The organism is Micromonospora craniellae (genome assembly GCF_014764405.1).
GTDB classification, from domain to species: domain Bacteria; phylum Actinomycetota; class Actinomycetes; order Mycobacteriales; family Micromonosporaceae; genus Micromonospora; species Micromonospora craniellae.
Window position 1 is genome coordinate 425,162 of sequence record NZ_CP061725.1, and the last position, 18,909, is coordinate 444,070.

General features: G+C 71.2%; 20 protein-coding genes and 1 riboswitch. Of the genes, 4 read left to right on the forward strand and 16 right to left on the reverse strand.

The genetic code is table 11. The annotated features are described in order from the left end of the window. Positions 1-33: 33 nt before the first annotated feature. The 8 genes from pheS to ID554_RS01955 all read right to left on the reverse strand — a co-directional run bounded on the left by pheS (position 34) and on the right by ID554_RS01955 (position 5,982). A complete protein-coding gene (pheS, locus tag ID554_RS01920; RefSeq protein ID WP_117230166.1) occupies positions 34-1,104 on the reverse strand; it encodes a phenylalanine--tRNA ligase subunit alpha in 1,071 nt (356 codons plus the stop codon). A 226-nt stretch (positions 1,105-1,330) separates the two neighbouring features. Beyond that, positions 1,331-2,128: a TrmH family RNA methyltransferase gene (locus ID554_RS01925; RefSeq protein ID WP_117230165.1), complete on the reverse strand. Its 798-nt coding sequence runs from the start codon at positions 2,126-2,128 to the stop codon at positions 1,331-1,333. Between the two features lie 67 nt (positions 2,129-2,195). Next, on the reverse strand, positions 2,196-2,588 hold the full coding sequence (gene rplT / locus ID554_RS01930; RefSeq protein WP_117230164.1) for a 50S ribosomal protein L20: 393 nt from the start codon (positions 2,586-2,588) through the stop codon (positions 2,196-2,198). 33 nt (positions 2,589-2,621) lie between these two features. Then, positions 2,622-2,816 carry a 50S ribosomal protein L35 gene (gene rpmI, locus ID554_RS01935; protein WP_117230163.1) on the reverse strand — a complete coding sequence of 65 codons (195 nt, stop codon included), beginning with the start codon at positions 2,814-2,816 and terminating at the stop codon, positions 2,622-2,624. Between the two features lie 20 nt (positions 2,817-2,836). After that, the gene (infC, locus tag ID554_RS01940; RefSeq protein ID WP_117230162.1) at positions 2,837-3,472 is read right to left on the reverse strand and encodes a translation initiation factor IF-3; all 636 of its coding nucleotides are present in this window, start codon (positions 3,470-3,472) and stop codon (positions 2,837-2,839) included. Positions 3,473-4,200: 728 nt separating this feature from the next. After that, positions 4,201-4,728, reverse strand: a complete 528-nt coding sequence (locus tag ID554_RS01945) for a PH domain-containing protein (RefSeq protein WP_117230161.1) — start codon at positions 4,726-4,728, stop codon at positions 4,201-4,203. A gap of 100 nt (positions 4,729-4,828) precedes the next feature. Then, a complete protein-coding gene (gene hisG / locus ID554_RS01950) occupies positions 4,829-5,674 on the reverse strand; it encodes an ATP phosphoribosyltransferase (protein ID WP_117230160.1) in 846 nt (281 codons plus the stop codon). Positions 5,675-5,718: 44 nt separating this feature from the next. Then, positions 5,719-5,982 carry a phosphoribosyl-ATP diphosphatase gene (locus ID554_RS01955; RefSeq protein WP_117230159.1) on the reverse strand — a complete coding sequence of 88 codons (264 nt, stop codon included), beginning with the start codon at positions 5,980-5,982 and terminating at the stop codon, positions 5,719-5,721. A 137-nt stretch (positions 5,983-6,119) separates the two neighbouring features. On the opposite strand from ID554_RS01955, the gene ID554_RS01960 reads away from it, so the two are divergent. From ID554_RS01960 to ID554_RS01970, 3 genes are all read left to right on the forward strand, one after another. Continuing rightward, on the forward strand, positions 6,120-6,980 hold the full coding sequence (locus ID554_RS01960) for an ABC transporter substrate-binding protein (protein ID WP_117230158.1): 861 nt from the start codon (positions 6,120-6,122) through the stop codon (positions 6,978-6,980). Positions 6,981-7,141: 161 nt separating this feature from the next. Next, on the forward strand, positions 7,142-9,109 hold the full coding sequence (locus tag ID554_RS01965) for an acyl-CoA dehydrogenase family protein (RefSeq protein ID WP_223884408.1): 1,968 nt from the start codon (positions 7,142-7,144) through the stop codon (positions 9,107-9,109). A 74-nt stretch (positions 9,110-9,183) separates the two neighbouring features. Beyond that, a complete protein-coding gene (locus tag ID554_RS01970) occupies positions 9,184-9,837 on the forward strand; it encodes a hypothetical protein (RefSeq protein ID WP_117230156.1) in 654 nt (217 codons plus the stop codon). A gap of 86 nt (positions 9,838-9,923) precedes the next feature. Here ID554_RS01970 and ID554_RS01975 read toward each other — a convergent pair whose 3' ends face one another. From ID554_RS01975 to rpe, 8 genes are all read right to left on the reverse strand, one after another. After that, positions 9,924-10,412 (reverse strand): hypothetical protein, encoded by a 489-nt coding sequence (locus ID554_RS01975; protein ID WP_147333549.1) that lies wholly within the window; start codon positions 10,410-10,412, stop codon positions 9,924-9,926. Positions 10,413-10,803: 391 nt separating this feature from the next. Further along, entirely contained in the window at positions 10,804-11,922 is a 1,119-nt protein-coding gene (locus ID554_RS01980) for a helix-turn-helix domain-containing protein (protein WP_223884409.1), read from the reverse strand. A gap of 272 nt (positions 11,923-12,194) precedes the next feature. Then, positions 12,195-12,695 (reverse strand): 6,7-dimethyl-8-ribityllumazine synthase, encoded by a 501-nt coding sequence (gene ribH, locus ID554_RS01985; protein WP_117230153.1) that lies wholly within the window; start codon positions 12,693-12,695, stop codon positions 12,195-12,197. 5 nt (positions 12,696-12,700) lie between these two features. Beyond that, complete coding sequence (locus ID554_RS01990) at positions 12,701-13,960, reverse strand: bifunctional 3,4-dihydroxy-2-butanone-4-phosphate synthase/GTP cyclohydrolase II (protein ID WP_117230152.1); 1,260 nt, start codon at positions 13,958-13,960, stop codon at positions 12,701-12,703. Beyond that, positions 13,957-14,562, reverse strand: a complete 606-nt coding sequence (locus ID554_RS01995; RefSeq protein WP_117230151.1) for a riboflavin synthase — start codon at positions 14,560-14,562, stop codon at positions 13,957-13,959. Before ID554_RS01995 ends, ID554_RS01990 begins: the two co-directional genes overlap by 4 nt. Before the next feature lie 2 nt (positions 14,563-14,564). Then, entirely contained in the window at positions 14,565-15,626 is a 1,062-nt protein-coding gene (gene ribD, locus ID554_RS02000) for a bifunctional diaminohydroxyphosphoribosylaminopyrimidine deaminase/5-amino-6-(5-phosphoribosylamino)uracil reductase RibD (protein ID WP_117230150.1), read from the reverse strand. A gap of 144 nt (positions 15,627-15,770) precedes the next feature. Then, positions 15,771-15,943, reverse strand: a riboswitch (FMN riboswitch). Between the two features lie 57 nt (positions 15,944-16,000). Then, positions 16,001-16,954, reverse strand: a complete 954-nt coding sequence (locus ID554_RS02005; protein ID WP_396888455.1) for a response regulator — start codon at positions 16,952-16,954, stop codon at positions 16,001-16,003. 28 nt (positions 16,955-16,982) lie between these two features. Beyond that, positions 16,983-17,663 carry a ribulose-phosphate 3-epimerase gene (gene rpe, locus ID554_RS02010; protein ID WP_117230149.1) on the reverse strand — a complete coding sequence of 227 codons (681 nt, stop codon included), beginning with the start codon at positions 17,661-17,663 and terminating at the stop codon, positions 16,983-16,985. Between the two features lie 246 nt (positions 17,664-17,909). Between rpe and ID554_RS02015 the strand changes: the two genes are divergently transcribed. After that, the gene (locus ID554_RS02015) at positions 17,910-18,797 is read left to right on the forward strand and encodes a septum formation family protein (RefSeq protein WP_117230148.1); all 888 of its coding nucleotides are present in this window, start codon (positions 17,910-17,912) and stop codon (positions 18,795-18,797) included. The last annotated feature ends 112 nt before the right edge of the window (positions 18,798-18,909 follow it).

Here is an 18,909-nt window from a genome sequence, read left to right on the forward strand (position 1 = left end):
TAACCACCGTCTCCGTGACTCGTACCCGTCGCCCTACACCCCGGCCCCGAACGCGCGGGTGAACCGCACGTCGCCTTCGGCCATGTCCCGCATGTCGCTGACCCCGTGCCGGAACATCACCGTCCGGTCGATGCCCATGCCGAACGCGAACCCCGAGTAGACCTCCGGGTCGATGCCGCAGGCGCGCAGCACCCGCGGGTTGACCATGCCGCAGCCGCCCCACTCCACCCAGCGGGGACCGTCGCGGTGCTCCGGGAACCAGACGTCGAACTCGGCCGACGGCTCGGTGAACGGGAAGTAGTGCGGCCGGAACCGGGTCCGCGCACCCTCGCCGAACATCGCCCGGGCGAAGTGGTCGAGGGTGCCACGCAGGTGGGCCATGGTGATGCCCTTGTCCACCACCAGGCCCTCGACCTGGTGGAAGACCGGGGCGTGGGTGGCGTCCAACTCGTCGGTGCGATAGACCCGGCCCGGCACGACCACATAGATCGGCGGCTTGCGGGTCAGCATGGTGCGGGCCTGCACCGGCGAGGTGTGGGTCCGCAGGACCAGCCCCGACTCCTCGGCGGGTGCGATGTGGAAGGTGTCCATCAGGCCGCGCGCCGGGTGGTCCGGCCCGATGTTCAACGCGTCGAAGTTGGTCCACTCCAGCTCGACCTCGGGCCCCTCGGCCACCTCGTAGCCCATCCCGACGAACAGGTCGCTGATCTGCTCGGTCAGCAGGCTGACCGGGTGCCGGGAACCGCGCGGCCGCCGGTCGTAGGGCAACGTCACGTCGACGCGCTCCTCCACCAGCACCCGCTCGGCCTGTTCGCGCTCCAGCACCTCGGCGCGGGCGGCGTGGGCCTGCTCGATGGCGCGGCGGGCCTCGTTGACCCGCTTGCCGGCGTCGGACTTGGCGGCCGGCGGCAGCGCGCCGATCTCCCGGCGGGCCAGCGAGACCGGGGCCCGGTCACCGAGGTGCGCCGGACGCACCACGGCCAGCGCGTCGGGGTCACCGGCGGCGGCGAACGCCTGCTCGGCCTCGGTCACGGCCTCGGCCAGGGCGGCCGGGTCGAGCAGGGCGACCTGCTTCGGGTCGTACGGATCGTTGCGGTAGCTCATGGCGTACGGGCACTCCCTCACGGCGGTGCCGGCCCTCACGGGCGGCGAAGCGAGTCTACGGACGCGCGGCTGTGCCGCAGCCCGCCGGTGGGAGTCGCGTGGAGAGCAGGTCAGGCCCGCCGCCCGCCGACACCGGCGGGCTGGCTAAAGGAACGCCGAGTCGCGTTCACCATGGGGGCCGCTCTCTTCGTGCTGGATCGTCTCGGGCGGTGCGCCTGACCGGAGGTCAGCGCTGTGCTCTCGCCGAAGCGTACAGGCAGACGGCCGCCGCCGCAGCCAGGTTGAGGCTCTCCGCGCGCCCGTGCAGCGGCACCCGGACCCGGGCGTCGGCGGCCTCGGCCAGCTCGGCGGGAAGGCCGTGCGCCTCGGAGCCGAACAGCCAGGCGGTGGGCGCGGCGAGCCGGCCGGCGTCGGCCAGGTCGTCGAGGTCGTCGGTGCCGTGCCCGGTGGCGGCGAGCACCGTCAGCCCGGCGGCCCGCGCCGCGACGACCACCTCGGCGGGGTCACGTTCGCGGACCACGTCGACGTGGAACAGGCTGCCGGCCGAGGACCGGACACACTTGCCGTTGTACGGGTCGACCGCCTCCCCGGCGAACACCACCGTGGCGGCCCCGGCCGCGTCGGCGGTGCGCAGCACGGTGCCGGCGTTGCCCGGGTCACGGATGCCGGCGAGCACGGCGACCAGGCGCGGGCGTCGGGCCAGGGCGGTCTCCAGCGGTACGTCGACGTGCTCGCAGACGGCGACCAGGCCCTGCGGGGCGACGGTCTCGGCGAGCGCGGCGAGCGCCTCCTCGGTCACCTCGGAGACGGGTACGTCGTCCCCGGCAGCGGCTGCCGCGAGGTCGGCGTACCGGTCGAGGGCGGCCGGCGTCCCGAACAGCTCCCGCACCGTACGCGGACGGGCCAGGGCCTCCCGGACCGCCTGCGGCCCCTCGGCCAGGAACCGGCCGGTGGCCTCGCGCTCCCGGCGGCGCTGGAGCCGACGGGCGGCGACCACCCTGGGGGTACGCGGCGTGAAGGTCATGTCGTCCTCACCACACACGCGCGAGGCGCCCCCGGTCGAGGGGACGCCTCACTGCGTTGTGCGGGGATCAGGCGGCCTGAGCCGGCGCGCCGCCGGTGCCCTCGGCCTTGACCGCAGCCCGGGCCAGCTCGACGATCGCCGCGAACGCGGGAGCGTCGTGGACAGCCATGTCGGCCAGGATCTTGCGGTCGACCTCGATGCCGGCCAGCCGCAGGCCCTGGATCAGGCGGTTGTAGGTCATCCCGTTGGCACGGGCGCCCGCGTTGATCCGCTGGATCCACAGCTGCCGGAAGTCGCCCTTGCGGTCGCGACGGTCCCGGTAGGCGTACTGCATCGAGTGCAGCACCTGCTCCTTGGCCTTGCGGTACAGCCGGGAGCGCTGACCGCGGTAGCCGCTCGCGGTCTCCAGCAGGGTACGGCGCTTCTTCTGGGCGTTCACAGCCCGCTTGACGCGTGCCATCTCAACTCCTTCTTGGACTCAGGGTGGCGCGCGTCAGCGGCCGAGCAGCTTCTTGAGGCGCTTGACGTCGGACTTGGCCACCTCGACCAGGCCCGTCAGCCGCCGGGTACGGGTGGAGGACTTCTTCTCCAGGTTGTGGCGCAGACCGGCCTGCTGCTTCATGATCTTGCCCTTACCGGTCACGCGGACCCGCTTGCCCGTCCCCGTGTGGCTCTTCATCTTCGGCATGTGGAACGTCTTCTCCCCTGTTACTCGCCGCTGTTGTCGGCGACGGTGCCGGTGTCACCGGCTGCTGCGGTCTCGCCGGCCTCCGGTGCGGCGGAGCCCTCCGCTGCCCGGTCCCGGGGCGCTCCGCCCCGGGAGGCGACCGCGGCGACCGCGGCGGCCTTGGTGGCGCGGTGCGGCGCGAGCACCATGATCATGTTTCGACCGTCCTGCTTCGGAGCGGCCTCGACGTACCCCAGCTCCGAGATCTCGCTCTCCAGCCGACGCAGGAGCCGGTAACCCAGCTCCGGGCGACTCTGCTCGCGACCGCGGAACATGATCGTCACCTTGACCTTGTCGCCGGCTTTGAGGAACCGCACCACGTGACCCTTCTTGGTCTCGTAGTCGTGCGGATCGATCTTCGGCCGGAGCTTCATCTCCTTGATGACGGTCTGCTGCTGGTTACGCCGCGCTTCGCGCGCCTTCAGTGCGCTCTCGTACTTGAACTTGCCGAAGTCCATGAGCTTGCACACCGGCGGGCGCGCCATGGGCGCAACCTCGACCAGGTCCAGATCGACGTCCGCGGCCAGCTGAAGGGCGCGCTCCAGCGGGACGATGCCCACCTGCTCACCCTCGGGGCCGACCAGTCGGACCTCACGTGCCCGGATCTGCTCGTTCACGCGTGGTTCGACGCTGATGGGGCCTCCTCGAGTCGGTTCTTCATGCGTGTCCGACCCTGCGGCTCCCGGGTGGGAACCGACCCGGAAAGCAGAAGGCCCCGGCGCATGCCAGGGCCCGCTCGACCGGTCGGCACGATCACAGGATCGCGCATCCCGGCCCGGGACATGCCCGGAACCGGAGACCGGACCCGGCCGCCGCAGTCGGCGACTCGGGTGGGAGCAGGCGCCCCACTTTCATGGCCACCCGCGCAACGCGGACAGCCTGGTCGACTCGACCACACTACACCCTCGGTAACCGGGACCCCAAACCGACCCGCCTCCTCCCGAATGCACCCTCCACCACGCACTCCGCCTCGACCGACCCCCACGCTGGCTCACCCCACTCCCCTCCCGGCTGCCTCCCTGCGCTGGCCCACCCCACCCTTGTTCACCTGCTCCCCTGCACTGGCTGCTCACCCTGCACCGGCTCGCCCCGCCCGCACTGGTCCACCCTGCTGTCGGCGCGACGGGTAGTCGTGGTCATGTTCGCGCCCTGTCGAGCTGAACCGTCGACGCCATCACCGAGAGCCGAAGCCATGGCGATCCGTTCACGCCGTCAGCTCGACAGCGACCGACCCTGTGGTGGAGGGCAACGGCGGAGGTGACTCGACGCGACAGCAACCGGCCAAGGCAGAGGGCGGCCAGCGCGAGGACGACCTCAGCGCCGCAGACTGCTAAGAGGGGACGGGTCAGCGGGCGGCGCGTTCGGCGACGGCGGTCAGGTGCGCCTGGTGCAGGCGGCGCAGGGCACGGACGCCGTCGACAGCGAGCTGCTTGTCGGCGGCCTGGAGGGCGACCACCGGCATCAGGTCGTCGTCGTACAGCTCCAGGGCCGCCCACGGAGCGCCCCGGTCGAAGCGGATGCCCCGGACGACCTCCCAGGGCAGCTCGTACGAGCCGATGATGTTGCGGACCCGGATGCGGTGGGCGTCCGCCTCGACCCGGGGACGGGTGAACAGCAACGTGCCGAGGGCGAAGAGGACGCCGAGCCCGATCATGGCGAACTGGTCACCGCGCTGGAAGGTGCCGTAGCCGTTACCGGTGGGGCCGGTCAGCGTGGTGGCGATCAGGGCGAACACGACGACCAGCACGACCGCCGATATCCAGCAGACCAGCCGGATGCGGTGCGGTCGCAGGCGGATCGGCCCGGTGCCGTCCACCGGCTCGCGCTCGGTCGTGCCGGCACTGGCCTGCGTCGCGTCCTGCCGCTCACTCATGTCCCCAGTTTGCCACCCGGTCCCGGCGGGTCGTCCGGCGCCACACGGACCGCACCCAGGGTGGCGACCAGGGCGAGCGCGAGCGCCGGCGGGCGCGGCCTCACAGCCGGCAGGCGTGGATGTTGGTGACCAGGATCGCCCGGGCGCCGAGGTCGTAGAGCTCGTCCATGATCCGGTGTACGTCGTCGCTGAGCACCATGGCCTGCACCGCCACCCAGCCCTCCCGGTGCAGCGGGGAGACGGTCGGCGACTCGATGCCGGGAGTCAGCGAGCTGGCCCGGTCCAGCAGTCCGGCCGGCACGTCGTAGGCGAGCATCACGTAGCGGCGGGCCACCAGCACGCCGTGCAGCCGCCGCAGCAGTTGCTCGGCCTGCGGGTGGACGTCGGCGCCGACCCGGCGGACCAGCACCGCCGACGAGCGCAGCAGCGGCTCGCCGAAGACCACCAGCCCGGCCTGGCGCAGCGTGGCGCCGGTCTCGACCACGTCGGCGACGACGTCGGCGACGCCGAGCCGGATGGCGTTCTCCACCGCGCCGTCGAGCCGGATCACGTCGGCCTTGACGCCCAGCCCGGTGAGGTGCCGCTCGACCAGCCCCGGGTACGCGGTGGCGATCCGGTGCCCGCCGAGTTCGCGGACGTCGTCGACGTCGCCCGCGCGGGCGGCGAAGCGGAAGGTGGCCCGGCCGAAGTTGAGATCGACGATCTCCTCGGCCGGCGCGCCGGAGTCGATCAGCAGGTCCCGGCCGGTGATGCCGACGTCCAGGTCACCGGAGCCGACGTAGGTGGCGATGTCCTTCGGGCGCAGGTAGAAGAACTCGATGTCGTTTGGTTCGTCCCGGCAGACCAGGTCCTTGGGGTCGGTGCGCTGGCGGTAGCCCGCCTCGCGCAGCATCGTGGCGGCCGATTCGGCCAGGGCGCCCTTGTTGGGTACGGCGACACGCAGCATGACGGAATGCTCCTTCGATCGGGTTGAGGTCGACGGCGGGGCACTCACAGATGTCGGTAGACGTCCTTCAGGTCGAGACCGCTGGCCAGCATCAACACCTGGACCTGGTAGAGCAGCTGGGAGATCTCCTCGGCGGTGCGCTCGGGCCCCTCGTGCTCGGCGGCCATCCACGACTCGGCCGCCTCCTCGACGACCTTCTTGCCGATGAAGTGCACGCCCTTCTCCAGCGCGGCGACCGTGCTGGAGCCCGGGGTACCGGCGGCGGCCTTGGCCTGCAGCTCGGCGAACAACTCCTCGAACGTCTTCACGGATCCGGATTCTTTCAGTCGCCCTCGGTCGCCGTGATGACGGGTCGGTGCCGACCGCTGGACGGGACCGGAATTCCCTACCGATGCGATAGGATACCCCTTCGACGTTCGCCGATGCAGGTCGTACGCTGTCCGCCATGGTCAGCACTCCTCGCATCCTCGCGCTCGCGGCCGCCGGCTCGGTCCTGCTCGCGGCCAGCGCCTGCGCGCCCGAACCCGAACCCGCTCCCCAGCCCTCCGCGTCCGCCGCGTGCGCCAAGGAGAGCCTGGTCACCCGTACGCCGGGCAAGCTCACCATCGCCACCGACGAGCCCGCGCACCAGCCGTGGTTCGTCGACGACGAGCCCGACAACGGGGAGGGCTTCGAGTCCGCCGTGGCGTACGCGGTGGCCGAGAAGCTCGGGTACGCCCGCGCGGACGTGGTCTGGACCCGGGTCAAGTTCGACACCGCCATCGCGCCCGGGCCGAAGAACTTCGACTTCGACATCAACCAGTTCTCCATCAGCGACGAGCGCAAGCGGGCGGTGGACTTCTCCGCGCCGTACTACCTGGTGCGGCAGTCGGTCATCACGCTGAAGTCGTCGAAGATCGCGGGGAGGACGTCGCTGGCCGACCTGCGGGACGCCAAGCTCGGCGCCCAGGTCGGCACGACCAGCTACCAGGCGATCACCGACCTGGTGAAGCCGACGGTCGAGCCGCAGGTCTACAACAGCAACGACGACGCCAAGAAGGCGCTGCAGAACGGGCAGATCGACGGGCTGGTGGTGGACCTGCCGACGGCGTTCTCCATCACCTCGGCCGAGATCGACGACGCGGTGATCGTCGGGCAGCTCCCCCAGGTGGGTACGCCGGAGGCGTTCGGGCTGCTGCTGGACAAGGACTCCCCGCTGACCGGCTGCGTCAGCGGTGCGGTCGGTCAGCTCTCCGGCGACGGCGTGCTCAAGCAACTGGAGCAGCAGTGGCTCGCCCAGGTGGCGGGTGCGCCCGAACTCACGTGAGCACCCTCACCCACCACGACCCGTCGCTCGCGCAGCGGGCCCGAGCGGCACTCGTCCGCGCATCGTGACGAGAGTCACCGCCCCTGGCCGGCCGGTTTGTACTCTTGATTGGGTACAAACCGGCCATGACGACGTCACTAGAGGTTCCGATGCCCCGTTCCGTGTCCGACCCCGTCGACGTCGCCCACCTGCGGAAGGTCCTCGACGGGCCGTGGGCCGAGGTCCGCGACGCACACCGGGACAAACTCGACGCCCGCTTCCTCCCGGTGCATGGGGAGAGCGGCGACCAGGCCCGGGAACGGATCAGCCGACTGCTCACCGAACTACCGGCCGAGCTGGGCATGGCGGCGTCCTTCCCCACCGAGTACGGCGGCCGCGCCGACATCGGCGCCTCGGTCGTGGCCAGCGAGATGCTGGCGCAGGTCGACCTGTCGCTGATGGTCAAGGCGGGCGTGCAGTGGGGCCTGTTCGGCGGGGCGGTGCTGGCGCTCGGCACCCGCCACCACCACGACGCCCACCTGCGGAACATCGTCTCGGGCGACCTTCTCGGCTGCTTCGCGATGACCGAGACCGGTCACGGCTCGGACGTCCAGCAACTGCGCACCACCTGCACGTACGACCCGGAGACGCAGACCTTCGACCTGCACACCCCGCACCAGGCCGCCCGCAAGGACTACATCGGCAACGCCGCCCGGGACGGCCGGATGGCGGTGGTCTTCGCGCAACTGATCACCGGCGGGCAGCGGCATGGCGTCCACGCCTGGCTGGTGCCGATCCGCGACGCCGACGGCAACCCGATGCCCGGCGTGACCATCGGCGACGCCGGGCCCAAGGCCGGGCTCCTCGGCGTGGACAACGGGCGACTCAGCTTCGACCACGTCCGCGTGCCGCGCGACATGCTGCTGGACCGTTACGGCCAGGTCGCTGCGGACGGCACCTACTCCAGCCCGATCGCCGACGACTCCCGGCGCTTCTTCACCATGCTCGGCACCCTGGTCCGGGGCCGGGTGAGCGTGGGCGGCGCGGCAGCGGCGGCCACCAAGTCGGCGCTGACCATCGCGGTCCGCTACGGCGACGTCCGCCGCCAGTTCGGCACCCCCGACGCCGACCGTGAGGTGCTGCTCAACGACTACCTGGCGCACCAGCGCAAGTTGCTGCCCGCCCTGGCCACCACCTATGCGTTGCACTTCGCCCAGGCCGAGCTGGTCGCCGCGATCCACGAGGTGCAGGGCGGCGACGAGCCGGTCGACGAGCACCGGCAGCGGGAGCTGGAGTCGCGTGCCGCCGGTCTCAAGGCCGCGCAGACCTGGCACGCCACCCGGACCATCCAGATGTGCCGCGAGGCGTGCGGCGGCGCCGGCTACCTGGCCGAGAACCGGCTGCCCGGCCTCAAGGCCGACACCGACGTCTTCACCACGTTCGAGGGCGACAACACGGTCCTGCTGCAACTGGTGGCCAAGGGGCTGCTCACCGGCTACCGGGACGAATTCGGTTCGCTGGACGGCTGGGGGCGCGCCTCGTTCGTCGCCGAGCAGGTGCGCGAGATGGTGCTGGAGCGTACCGCCGCGCGGGCGCTCATCGAGCGGCTCGTCAGCGCGGTGCCCGGCCGGGGCGAGGAGGTAGCCGTCACCGACCGGGGCTGGCAGCTCGCCGTCTTCGAGGACCGCGAGAAGCACCTCCTCGACGGCGCGGTCCGGCGGCTGCGCAACGGCGCGAGCACCAAGCGGGACCGGCCCTTCGACATCTTCAACGACGTGCAGGACCACGTCCTCACCGTCGCCTCCGCGCACATCGACCGGGTGACGCTGGAGGCGTTCGTCGCCGGCATCGAACGCACCACCGACCCGGCCGTCGCGGCCCTGCTCTCCCGCGTCTGCGACCTGTACGCACTCAGCGTCATCGAGGCCCACAAGGGATGGTTCCTGGAGCACGGCCGGCTCACTCCGGCCCGCGCCAAGGCGATCACCGCAGTGGTCAACAGCCTGCTCAAGGAGCTGCGCCCACAGATGCGCACTCTGGTGGACGGCTTCGCCATCCCGGAGGCGTGGCTGCACTGCGCCATCCTGCGCGAGGAGGCCGACCGGCAGGAGGCGATGACCGCTCACGACCAGTTCCCGACTGTTCGGTAACGGATCGCGGACAGGACGATCACCGGGCGGTACCCCATCCTGAGGCGACACCCCTCATCGACGGGAGACCCCTGGTGATCTGGATCATCGAGAGCAAGAGCAAGCTGAGCCGCGTGTTCGCGGCCGACCTCAGGCGCCTCCGGGCCAACGAGGCGGTCGCGGCGCACGTCACCCGGTCCGTGCTGAACAGCACGATCGCCGAGATGCAGACTCCGCTCGTACCCGCGCTCGCGCCTGACGAGCCGGTGCTGGTCCTCGCCCACTCCGGCTACGCGCTCGACGACCGGCACAACGAGGACCGGCCCTGGGTCGGTGGACGATGGCTGGACGAGTTCGTACAGGACGTGACGGCGAAGTTCACCCCCGCCGGCATCAGCGGCCGTACGCTCTGGTTCCTCGTCTGCCACACCGGGCACGACGTGACCACGCTGGGCAACCTGCTGGCCGCCGCCGGGGTGAACGACGTGACGGTGTACATGCCGACGGACTTCATGTACATCAGCAAGACCGGCATCCCGCACGTGGTGAAGAGCGAGGCCGACCTCGAAGCCGTCAACAAGGACGTCGCAAAATGGGACAGCGACTACATGAGCATCGCGGGCTCGCAGCCCACCGGTGCCTACTGGGCCGGCTGCACGGTCAGGAACCAGGTAGTCACCAAGCTGGGCGCGCGGACGGTCGAAGAAGCCGTCCGGGAGCAGTTCGACCCGGACGAGGACGAGGCCTGAGCCGCCGTCGCCGGGGACCGGGACGCGGTCCCCGGCGACAGGCGGCGCTCGTGGCGACGGCTAATCTCAGCGAGGCCGGTCCCGATTCACGGCGTTCGTCGCGTCACGCCGACCAGCGTCGCCAGTCGCGCGACGTCGGCCGCTGCTGGTGAGCCCCGGGCGATCTCGGCGATCAGCGTACGAGCCAGCGGACGGCACCGGACCTCTGCCGGCGCCGTCCGATGCGCCTCGACCAGCGTGCGGCCGGCCCCCCGCAGGTCACCCGCTTGGAGGTACGCCCGCGTGGCGTCGAGGAGGTAGGCCGCCTGATACTCGCCGGGCAACCGCCGCAGCAATCCCCGTCGCAGGATGTTCTCGTGCCGGAACAGAGCGTCGCCGATATCACCGAGTTCGGTCGCCACGACCACCCGGGCCAACTCCACTGCCGTCATCCCGAAGGTGACGTGGCAGTCCGCACCCCCATCTCTGATCCGGTTGGCTATTCCAGCAGCCTGCTCGATCGACGCCACCGCACCAGACGTGTCTGAGGCGGCGGCAGCAGCCATCGCGGCTTGCAGCAACAGCGTGCCCCGCACGGACAGATCTCCCGCTCCCGCCTGCCTCTGGTCGACACAGCGGGCCGCAGCGATCGCTGTGACGTCATCGCGAGCTGATTCCGGCCTGCTGCCCGCAAGGCTTGACCGAGTGGGATCCGGTACGCCTGCACCAGCAGTTCGACTCCTGCTCGGGCATCGGACCGATGTGCGTGCTGCACGGAGACCAACAGCTCCGGAAGAGTCCGCAACACCTGCGGGTAGTGAGCGTGCTGATAGGTCAACCAGGCATGCGTGACCTGTCGCCGAACCTCTTCGACACTGCTCGACCGGCTCGAAGCGCTGGGTCGAAACACGTCATGGCAGGCGATGACGGCATGCCGTCGTCACCCTCGATCATCCTGGTATCACAGAGAGCAAGTCGCCTCGTCCGCTACGGCATGCCGGACAGGGCGAGTTGGCGGACAGCCGCAATGACCTCGTTAGTCAGCCGTCGAGACGCGGAGGCAACGGCTATCTGATCCGCCGCTGCCAACGTCTCGCCAGCCGCCGCCAGTTCGCCGGCCTGCCCCTGCGCGATGGCCAGGTGCACGAGGTTGCGCCCGTGCCAATCCGCTCCGGCCGCCTCCTCGCTCACCCCTGCGGCACCCGTCATCAGCAGTTCCAGCGCCCGATCGTTCGCACGGCTGTCCGTCGCGCCGAGATAGCGCCACGCGATGCCGTGCTGCACGGCGAAGAACGACGGCGTGTACCAGTAGCCCCATGGGGACAACGGCCCCTCCGCAGCCTGGTCTGCCAACTCGGACGCCTCGGCCAGACAGCTACTCACTTCGGCGGCAGCCGCGCCCGCCATAGCCAATCCTCTAGCCTCCTGACCTGCGCAGTAGGCACGCAGCGCAGGATCGACGCTGTCGTCCCGTCGAGCGGCGCGGGACAGTCCGACCGTTGCCGGCAGATCACCCTGCCATTCCGCTTGGTGGCCCTGAAACGACAGCACGGTGGCGACTAGATTCTTGTTGCCGGCCTCGTTCGCCCATTGCAGAGCCCGCGCGTGCCAGACAGTCGCCGCACGCGTGTCCCCTCGGGCGATACCCAGCCATCCCGCGAACTGTGCCCACTGAGCAGCCATGTCCGCCATCTCGGCTCTCGTCCCCACAGGTGCGTCGCGCAGCAGGGACACCACCGTGTCGAGTTGCATCCGGACCGCTCCCATCACGGGTCCAGACCCGATGGCATCCTCCAAGCGGCGGTAACCCGCGAGGAGATTGCCGAGAGCGTTGACCGCAGCGGAATCGACGTGATGGGGCCGCAGCGCCGCAAATGCCAGCCGCTCCCCCACTTCCGGAGCCGTCGACACCATTCCGGCCAATGCTCCCTGCGCCTGGAGCGCGCGGTCCAGGCGGGCCGCGATCTCCACGGTGGGTTTGGTCTGCCCCGACTCGAACTGGTGAATCAAGCTTTTTCCGTGGTTGACAACGGCGGCCAACTGCCGCAGAGACAGCCCCCGCTCCTCACGCAACCGCCGCAACTCAGCAGCGAAACGCGGGTCCACAATCGTGCTCGCACGTGGAGGCATATCCCGGTCCCCTCATCGTCCGGACCTGTCCTAGGAATTGGCGTCGGGATCCGCCACTTCACGCTGAAAGAATTCGCCTCTGCTGGCCGATGTCAGAATGCTACGTTCCGATCCGCGTAGGCACTCACGCAAGAGTAGAGGTAGCGGCTCCCACCGCCATCCTCCACCGATTTATTGATCAATTGAAGCGGCGGCTCGCAGTTTCTCCACTGCCCGCGTACACCCTCCGCTGGAGGGGTGACGGGCGGTCAGGTGCCGAAGCCGACGCGCTGGTTGCCAGCGGTGGCGACGTTCCGGACGGCCAGCGCCGCGTCGAGTGCGGCGACGGTGGCCGACCAGCCCTTGTCCTCGGCGGAGCCGGGCAGCCCGGCCCGGTCGCGGGCCTGCTCGATGGTGTCGACGGTGAGCACGCCGTGTGCCACCGGCTTGCCCTCGTCCAGCGCGATCCGGGTCAGCCCGTCGGTGACCGAACGGCAGACGTAGTCGAAGTGCGCGGTCGCGCCACGGATCACCACGCCGAGCGCCACCACCACGTCGCAGCGGCGAGCCAGCGCCTGCGCGACCACCGGCAGCTCCACCGAGCCGGCGACCCGGGCCGTCACGGCCCGCGCGCCGCACGCCTGCGCGGCGGCGACGGCCCGGTCCAGCATGTGGTCGGTCAGCTCACCGTGCCAGCGCGCCGCGACCACCCCCACGGTCATCCCGGACGCGTCGACCGGGGTCGTCCCCGGCTCGCCGAAACCCGCCATCTCGCCTACGCTCCGATCTCTTTGCCGGCGACCGGGCGACCCATCGGGGCCTCCGACCCCTCGTCCAGGTCGAGCAGGTGGCCCATCCGGTCCCGCTTGGTGCGCAGGTAGCGCACGTTCTCCGGGTGCGGGCGCACCGGCAGGCCCTCGCGGCCGGTCACGGTGAGCCCGTAGCCCTCCAGCCCGGCGCGCTTGGCCGGGTTGTTGGTCAGCAGCCGCATCGTGCGGACCCCGAGGTCGTAGAGGATCTGCGCGCCGGTGCCGTAGTCCCGGGCGTCGGCCGGCAGACCCAGGTCCAGGTTCGCGTCGACGGTGTCCCGGCCCTGGTCCTGCAACTGGTACGCCTGGAGCTTGTGCAGCAGGCCGATGCCGCGTCCCTCGTGGCCGCGTACGTAGAGGACCACGCCCCGGCCCTCCCGGGCCACCCGCTCCAGCGCGGCGTCGAGCTGCGGCCCGCAGTCGCAGCGCACCGAGGCGAAGACGTCGCCGGTCAGGCACTCGGAATGCACCCGCACCAGCACGTCCCGGCCGTCACCGAGGTCGCCCATCACCAACGCCACGTGCTCGGCCGTGTCGTACTCGCTGCGGTAGCCCAACGCCCGGAACACCCCGTGCTCGGTGGGCATCCGCGCGTCGGCGACCAGCTCCACCTGCTTCTCGGTACGCCGCCGGTAGGCGATCAGGTCGGCGATGGTGATCAGGGTCAGCGAGTGCTCGGCGCGGAACTTCTCCAGGTCCGGCAGCCGCATCATGGTGCCGTCGTCGTTGACCAGCTCGCAGAGCACACCGGCCGGACGCAGCCCGGCCAACCGGGTCAGGTCCACGGCCGCCTCGGTGTGCCCCGGCCGGCGCAGCACCCCGCCGGTGCGGGCGCGCAGCGGCACCACGTGTCCGGGTCGGGCCAGGTCGGTCGGGCCGGTGGCCGGGTCGGCGAGCAGCCGGATGGTGTGTGCGCGGTCGGCGGCGGAGATGCCGGTGCTCACGCCCTCGCGGGCGTCGACGGTCACCGTGTACGCGGTCTGCCGCCGGTCCTGGTTGGTGTGGTGCATGGGCGGCAGGTCGAGCCGGTCGCACTCGTCCTCGGTGAGCGGCACACAGATGAAGCCGGAGGTGTGCCGTACGGTGAAGGCGAGCAGGTCCGGGGTGGCCAGCTCGGCGGCGAAGATCAGGTCGCCCTCGTTCTCCCGGTCGGCGTCGTCGGTCACGACGACCGGCCGACCGGCGGCGATCTCGGCCAGCGCGTCCTCGATGCGATCGAAGGTCATGCCGTCACCTCCTTGGCGGCGAGCAGGCGCTCGACGTACTTGGCCAGGACGTCGGTCTCCAGGTTGACCGGGTCGCCGACGGTGCGGGCGCCGAGCGTGGTCAGCGAGAGCGTGGTGGGGATCAGGCCGACGGAGAACCAGTCGGCACCGACCTCGGCCACCGTCAGCGACACCCCGTCCACGGTGATCGACCCCTTCTCCACCACGTACTTGGAGAGCGCGGCGGGCAGCCGGAACCGGACCGTCTCCCAGCGGTCGGCCGGTTCCCGGGAGATCACCTCGCCCACCCCGTCGACGTGCCCCTGCACCAGGTGGCCGCCGAGGCGGCTGTTGAGTGCGGCGGCGCGTTCCAGGTTGACCGCGTCGCCGGCCCGCAGTGTGCCCAGCGCCGTACGCCGGAGCGTCTCGCCCATCACGTCGGCGGTGAACACCCCGCCGTCGACCTCCACCACGGTCAGGCAGACGCCGTTGACCGCGATCGAGTCGCCGTGCCGGGCGTCGGAGGTGACCAACGGGCCACGTACGGCGACGGTGGCCGAGTCCTGCGCCGTCGGGGTGATCCCGACGACCTCGCCCAGTTCCTCGACGATGCCGGTGAACATGCCTAGCCCTCCCTCTTTCGGGGCATCGCGGTGATCCGCAGGTCGGGACCGATCTGCGTAACGTCGGTGAGTTCCAGGTCGATGGCCTCGGCGATGGTGCTCACCCCTGCGTCGACCAGAGCGGCGGGTCCGGCGCCGAGCAGCCGGGGCGCGAGGTAGCCGACGACCCGGTCGACCAGGCCGGCGGCCAGGAACGCCCCGGCCAGTCGCGGGCCGCCCTCCAGCAGCACGGCGCGTACCCCGCGCCCGTGCAGCGCGGCCATCAACGCGAACAGGTCCACGCCGCCGTCCGGGCCTGCGCCCACCTCGGCGGTGGTGGCGATCCAGGTCCGGGCCGCGCCGTCGCGGACCAGAGCGTCGGCCGGGGTACGCCCCGCCGAGTCGACCACCACCCGCAGCGGCTGCCGGATGGCGAGGCTGCCGTCGCGCAGGTTGCGGACGGTGAGCCGGGGGTCGTCGGCGAGCACGGTGCCGACGCCGACGACCACCGCGTCGACGGTGGCGCGCAGCGCGTGCACGTCCATCCGGGCCGCCTCGGACGTGATCCACATGCTGGTGCCGTCGGCCGCCGCGGAGCGGCCGTCCAGCGTCGCCGCGTACTTCCAGATGACGAAGGGCCAGCCCCGGCGCATGGCGGTCAGCCAGGCGATGTTGCCGTTCTCCGCCTCGGTGCCGCGTACCCCCAGGTCGACCCGGACCCCGGCGGCCCGCAGGGTGGCCGCGCCGCCGGTGGCGACCGGGTTGGGGTCCGGTACCGCGATCACCACCCGGGCGACCCCGGCCTGGACCAGCGCGGCACTACAGGGGCCGGTGCGGCCGGTGTGGTCGCAGGGTTCCAGGGTGACGACCGCGGTGCCGCCCTGGGCCCGCCGCCCGGCCTGCGCCAGCGCGACGATCTCGGCGTGCGGACCGCCGGCGTACGCGTGGAAGCCCTCGCCGGCCACCTCGCCGTCGGCGTCGAGCAGGACACAGCCGACGACCGGGTTCGGACTGGTCGTACCGAGCCCGCGCGCCGCGAGCTCGATCGCGCGACGCATCGCCTCGTCGACGGAGACGCTCGCCATCACCTGGCCCTGCCCTCTCGCTCTACTCGCGCGGGCAGGAAGAGCGACTCGCGAGCAGGCGGCGCAGATCCGGGGACGGCAGAGCCGACCCGGCAGACGGTGTGCACGCCGAGAACCCGGCGAACCACACGCCCGTGCCGTCCCGCGCGCTGTCTCCCATCCGGACTGTCTGGGTGCGGTCCTGCCGCTCCCAACCGTCGGCCCCGGATTCTCACCAGGTCCACCGGGCGGACGAACCGCTCCCGGGTCGCGGGCTTACCACGGTCGGACCGTGGATCACCGCCGGTTCGGAATTACACCGAGTCCCGCCAGCGCGTGGTGGGTACTGAGGGAAGTCTTACACGCTTCGCCGGGTATTGCGCCACCCCGGCGAGCTACTTCACATGTCGGTGACCGGGATCGGCGACGCCCCGGCGGCGGTCCACCGCCACGTACGATCCGGGTTGACTCTTGGCCACGGTCTTCATCTCGGAGGCGATGGTCATCGCCTCCAGGGGGTCGGTGAGGCGTTTGTCCCGGTCCGAGACGGAGACCCCGATGGAGAGCGTGACCAGCGCGGCCCGGCGGATGTTGCCCCGCCGATCCTTCAGCTCCACGTAGCCGCGTTCCCGGTCGGTCGGGTCGTAGAGCGCGTCCGCGGCCTTCTCGAAGTCCGCCGACACCCGGGAGGTGAGCGGCAGGACCTGTTCCGGGGTGCAGACGAAGACGAAGTCGTCGCCGCCGACGTGACCGAGGAAGGCCGGGGGCAGCGCGACCGAGACCACCGCCCGGTGCAGGCTGCGGGCCAGCGCCGAGATGAAGCCGTCGCCCCGGGAGAAGCCGTACCGGTCGTTGACGCTCTTGAACCGGTCGACGTCGATGTAGCCGACGGCGTAGTCCGAGCCGACCCGGATCCGGTCGGCGATCTCCCGCCGGATCCGGGTGTTGCCGGGCAACCCGGTCAGCGGGGACACCTCGCGGAACTCCTTGTTGCGCCGCAGCGTGGAGCTGACCCGGGCGACCAGCTCGGCGGTGTCGAACGGCTTGACCAGGTAGTCGTCGGCACCGGCGCTGAGCCCGTGGACCTTGTCCACGGTCATCCCCTTGGCAGTCAGCATGATCACCGGCAGTGCGGCGGTCATCGGGTCGGCGCGCAACCGTCGGGTCAGTTCCAGCCCGTCCACCCGCGGCATCATCAGGTCCACCACGGCCAGGTCGGGCCGCTGCTGCTCGATCATGTCGAGCGCCTCCTGACCGTCGCCGGCGAGCACCACCTCGAAGCCGTGCAGGCGCAGGTTCACCTCGACGAAACGGGCGATGTCCCGGTCGTCGTCGACGACCAGGATCATGTCCTTGTGTTCCCCCGCCGGCTCCACCTCAGGCCCCGGGCGCCGCGCGCTCCGCCAGAGCGCGCAGTCGGCGTACCGCCTCGGCCGGGTCGTCGGCACCGTAGACCGCGGTGCCCGCGACGAAGGCGTCCGCACCGGCCGCGGCGGCCTGCTCGATGGTGTCGGCGGCGATCCCCCCGTCCACCTCGATCCGCAGTTCGAGATGGCCGGCGTCCACGTGCTGCCGCGCGAGGCGGACCTTGTCCAGCAACTGCGGCAGGAACCGCTGCCCGCCGAAGCCCGCCTTGATGGTCATCACCAGCAGCGTGTCGAAGCTCCGCAGCAGCTCCAGATACGGCTCGATCGAGGTGTCCCGGTCGATCGCCAGCCCGGCCTTGGCCCCGGCGGCGCGCAGGTCCTTGGCCAGTGCCGCCGGATCGTCGCACGCCTCCGCGTGGAAGGTGACGTTGTACGCCCCGGCGTCGGCGTAGCCGGGGGCCCACCGCTGTGGATCCTCGATCATCAGGTGCACGTCGAAGGGCAGTCGGGTGGCGGCCCGCAGGCTCTGCACCACGGGCAGCCCGATGGTCAGGTTCGGTACGAAGTGGTTGTCCATCACGTCGACGTGCAGCCAGTCCGCCGCGTCCTCGACGGCGCGGACCTCTTCGGCAAGACGGGCGAAATCGGCGGCGAGAATACTGGGCGCGATGATCGACGGCGGTACGGTCACCCGGCCAGTGTACGAACGCGGCCGGCGGTCGCGGCAGCATGCCACCAACCGGGACACCCGGTGACCCGGGCGTGACCATTGGTGCAGAATGGCCCCCTTCGGACCGGTGGAATCGGACGAAGCGGGGACTCGACTGGCCATTAGTCCGAATCGCGGCAACACTCCATCGGGGACGGTGACGGTAACGTGCAGGCCGGTGGGCACGGGAGCCGACAGCCGGGCAACGGTTCCCGGAAAGGGCGGACGATGCGACGGTGGCTCGCGGCGCTGGCGCTGGCCGGCGCGGCTGCGATGGTGCTCAGCGGCTGCGTGCGGCCAGGCGGAACGGACGGCGACATCACCAACGGATGGCCCGCCCTGCGGGCGCCGACGATGTTCGTCCCGGCCACCGACGCCTGCCTGCCCCGGATCACCCCGATCGTGCAGGCGAGTACGTACGAGACCGTGGACTGCGCCCGCAACCACCTCGCCGAGTCGGTCCACGTCGGGACGTTCACCGGGTCGGCGGCCCAGGGCCGGCGGCCGGAACCGGGTTCGGCGGCACTGCGGACCGCGCGGGCCGAATGCGACCGGCGGGCCCGCCTGGTGCTCGGTGGCGACTGGCACACCGCGCGGCTGACGCTGAACATCGCGCTGCCCTCGGTCTCCGCCTGGAACGGCGGCGCCCGGTGGTTCCGCTGCGACCTGAGCGAAACCGACAGCATCGACAACACCCGCGCGGTCAACCGCACCGGCAGCCTGCGCGGCGCCCTCATCGGCGACTCACCGCTGGTGCACCGGTGCTTCGACCCGAAGCTGATCGGCGACAACCTCAACTACATGGCACGGGTGCTGTGCACCGAACCGCACCGCGCCGAGTTCGTCGGCGTGTACGTCGAGCGGGACATGAGCTGGGAGGCGTTCGTCGCCTCCTCCGGGCAGGCGCACAAGCGGTGCATGGAGCTGATCGCCTCCTTCGCCGAGGTGCCGAACAACGCCGACCTGCCGTACCGGGCCGGCTCGATCTTCTACCCGCCGTCGCAACGCGAGTGGGAGGAGGGCGACCGGGGGGTGCGATGTTTCCTGTGGAGCGACGACCGCAAGCTGACCGGTTCGATGCGCGGCGTCGGCCCGCAGGGACTACCCGTCACCTGATCACGGTGCCGTATGCTGCCGCACCGTGGCGTGCCGCGTCCGCGGTCACGTGTGAGCGCACGGCGCCGGCCGCGCGGTGACGGAGCAACCGCCGCCGTGCTCTCGGCGGCAG